The organism is Clostridium sp. (genome assembly GCF_036569345.1).
Lineage (GTDB): Bacteria > Bacillota > Clostridia > Clostridiales > Clostridiaceae > Clostridium_AD.
Genome location: NZ_DATCQT010000112.1, coordinates 1 through 3242 on the forward strand (window position 1 = coordinate 1; position 3242 = coordinate 3242).

A 3242-nucleotide genomic window follows, 5' to 3' on the forward strand; every position below is an offset into this window, starting at 1 on the left:
ACTACATTTGAAGTAACTTTACCAGAAGAGTTTATACCTTTTTTAAATAAAATTTCGGGGGATTCTATAGACCAAAAGGTTAGGCTAGCTTTTGCGTTAAACTTATTTACTAGTAGAACAGTAACATTTGAAAAAGCAGCAGAGCTTTCAGGAATATCACTTTTAGATTTCATGGATGTACTTGAAAAACAAGGAATTCCTTGGGGGGAATATACTGATGAGCATAAAAAACAAGATGACTTGGTTATAAAAAAGATGTTAAAGGAGATAGGACAATAGATGAGCATAAAAAAATTAAATACTGTAATGTGTAATTCAAGTCCTATTATTGGGTTGTCTGGAATAGGTAAATTAGAATTACTTTGGATTATATTTGAAGAAGTACTTATTCCAGAAGCAGTTTATAATGAAGTCATTAAAAGTCAAAACAATAAAAGAATAGGGACAGAAGAATTACACGGTGCTATAGAAAAGGGGCTTATTAAAGTTTATCATGTAAAAGACGAATTATTTGTAAATAGATTTATGGGAAAATTACATAGAGGTGAATTGGAAGTAATAGCAGGAGCTAAAGAACTAAATTTAGAGTATTTGCTAATTGATGAAAAATCAGCAAGAAGTTTAGCAGAAGCATTAATGTTAGAACCTACAGGACTTTTGGGTATTTTGAAATTTGCTAAATTATCAGGCGCAATTGAAACGTTAAAACCTTATTTAGATGGCTTAATAGAAAATAACTATAGAATTTCTAAAAAACTATACAATGCTATTTTATTAGATGTAGGAGAAGATGGGACATCTGATGCGGATTAAGTAGATGAGAGGTTGGGTTGGAGAGTTGAGAAATTTGGTAAAAGAGAAACAAAAAACTTGGCGATAGCCAGTGATAAACTGGTACCTATGTCAAGGACACTCTAAAAAAAGGTGCTAACAGGCTAAGAGATGGTTTCTGTATTGTGCAGGAGCCATCTTTTTCAAGAAAAAATTAAATGATATTACCAATGAATATATATCTATTTTGTTTTCATTTATTTCATCTATTGAAAACCTAGATATTCTTGCCATTTCTCCTATACGAGGTGTAAGCACTATAGGGCAATTCTTATTTTTGTGTTTGCAATTAGACTTATTATAAAATTTAAGGAATTTGTTAATAATTTATAATATAAAGATTTTAGTATATAATCTATAATAGATATAATGATGTTATTAAATTTAAGAAAAAGAAATGGAGAAGATATGATTTGAAAGGTAAATGTTATTATTGCAATGAGAAATTATCAGAAAGAACTGTTAAAAAACATGTTAAAGGTTGCAAAGTTAGAAAAGAAAAAATTGAAGAATCTATGGCTAGTTCTAAAAAAACTAAGAGTCAATATATTTTGTCTATAGTTCCACAGTATGGATCAAAAGAGTATAGTTTGTATATAGCTATAGATATAGATTTAACTTTAAAGAATTTGGATAGTTTTTTAAGGGATATATGGTTAGAATGCTGTGGACACTTAAGTAGTTTCATTATAGATGACGTAAACTATGATTCTTCAGTGGACGATGAATTTGAAATTTTCTCACATACTGAAACAATGGATTTTAAATTAAGACAGGTGATTTCTGTAGGTTATAAATTTAGATATGACTATGATTTTGGTTCTACTACTACATTAAAAATTGAGGTTATAGATGAATATTTTACAGCGGAAAATCATAGTCAAATAGAAATATTAGCTAGAAATGAAGAAATACAAAATTTTTGTTGCAATTGTAATCAAAAGGCAAAATATTTTGATTATGAAGAAGAAAAGTATTTTTGTGAAGATTGTATAGATGAAGATTCTGATATGGTAGGTGAATTTGAATATACAAATTCACCTAGAGATGGAGTTTGTGGATATGTAGGTAACAGAGATACAGAAAAACAGTATTTACCAGGAAATAATTTTAAGTTTAAGAAACCTAAAACAAAGGGGAAAAAGGATATTGTCCCATTTATAGAGGATGATAAATTTGATAAAGATAATTATGAAGGGGATTTTGCTTCTCTTATGGATATTACAATGGATGATATGAATTTAGAAATTGAAAATAAAGCAAATATATTATTAAATAGAGTGAAAAGAGGGAAGTTTACACATGATTTAAGAGAATTATTAGAATGTAATACAAAAGCTGAATTATTAAAAATAACATCAATTCTAAATATTACGAAGGTATCTAAGTTTAATAAAGGGCAATTAGTAGAAAGACTTTTAGAGGTATATGAAGAAAAAATAACAAAGGCACTATGTTTAATTGATAGTGAAAGATATGAATTTTTAAAGAGCATAGTTGAAAACCATGGGTATATATCCTTTGAAGATCAAAATCTCACATCAAATTTAGATTATTTTTTAGAATCTGGATTTTTATTTGCAGCTATGAGAGCAGATGGTATATATTTAATCATGCCAAATGAAACAATAAATGCTATAAAATCCTTAGATAATGATGAGTATAGAAAAATATTAGCTAAAAATACAGAACTAATAAAGTTGTTTTGGGGAATGACCTATAACTATGGCGTGTTATTTATGGAGGATTTTATAAAAATGCTTAATAATTATGTTGACTATTCTTTGGATCAAACAGATATTTACGGAATAATCATAAGTGGTGCAGATTATTATGGTGAGTATATAATAGAAGGTAACATAGCTAGTAGTATATTGACCCCGCTAGGAGATATTGTCCATATTATTAATACAAGAGAGAATATTTCAAGTGATAGAGATTTCTGTATTATAAAAAAGGATGAGTTATTTGAAGCTGCCAATGCAGAATATTTAATTGAAAATAAAATAGGAATGAGATTAAAAAAGTATTTAAAGAATAATTGGAAAATAGATGATACACAAATTGAAATGATTATAATTAATTTATATAATGATATTCAAGAAAATGAAAAAGAAGATGTAGTAGAGAACATTGTAGGTGCATTGGGAGATGTAAGTGAAAATGATATTCAAGAATTATTAGTAGAAATAAATAGTTTTATAAATAACATTAGACTTTGGAGATTAAAAGGCTATACTTTAAACGAATTAAATTCAGAATATAATAATTCTGCTACTCCTAAGATAGGAAGAAATGATACTTGTATATGTGGAAGTGGTAAAAAATATAAGAAATGTTGTGGTTCTAAGGTTATTCAGTTATTTTAATGGGAAAAAGATAGTTATACTATGAATTTAAGCTAAAGATGA

At 27.5% G+C, this 3242-nt stretch carries 3 protein-coding genes; all 3 read left to right on the plus strand.

Annotation, left to right across the window (positions count from 1 at the left end):
* Positions 1–279: UPF0175 family protein (locus tag VIM70_RS11140; protein ID WP_331945834.1), on the plus strand; the 279-nt coding region annotated here is incomplete at its 5' end.
* A complete protein-coding gene (locus tag VIM70_RS11145; protein ID WP_331945835.1) occupies positions 280–813 on the plus strand; it encodes a DUF3368 domain-containing protein in 534 nt (177 codons plus the stop codon).
* A 431-nt stretch (positions 814–1244) separates the two neighbouring features.
* A complete protein-coding gene (locus tag VIM70_RS11150) occupies positions 1245–3200 on the plus strand; it encodes an SEC-C metal-binding domain-containing protein (RefSeq protein ID WP_331945836.1) in 1956 nt (651 codons plus the stop codon).
* The last annotated feature ends 42 nt before the right edge of the window (positions 3201–3242 follow it).

Excerpts from the sequence above, each read along its gene's own strand:
- VIM70_RS11145 (WP_331945835.1), top strand. The coding sequence starts at position 280 with ATGAGCATAAAAAAATTAAATACTGTAATGTGTAATTCAAGTCCTATT.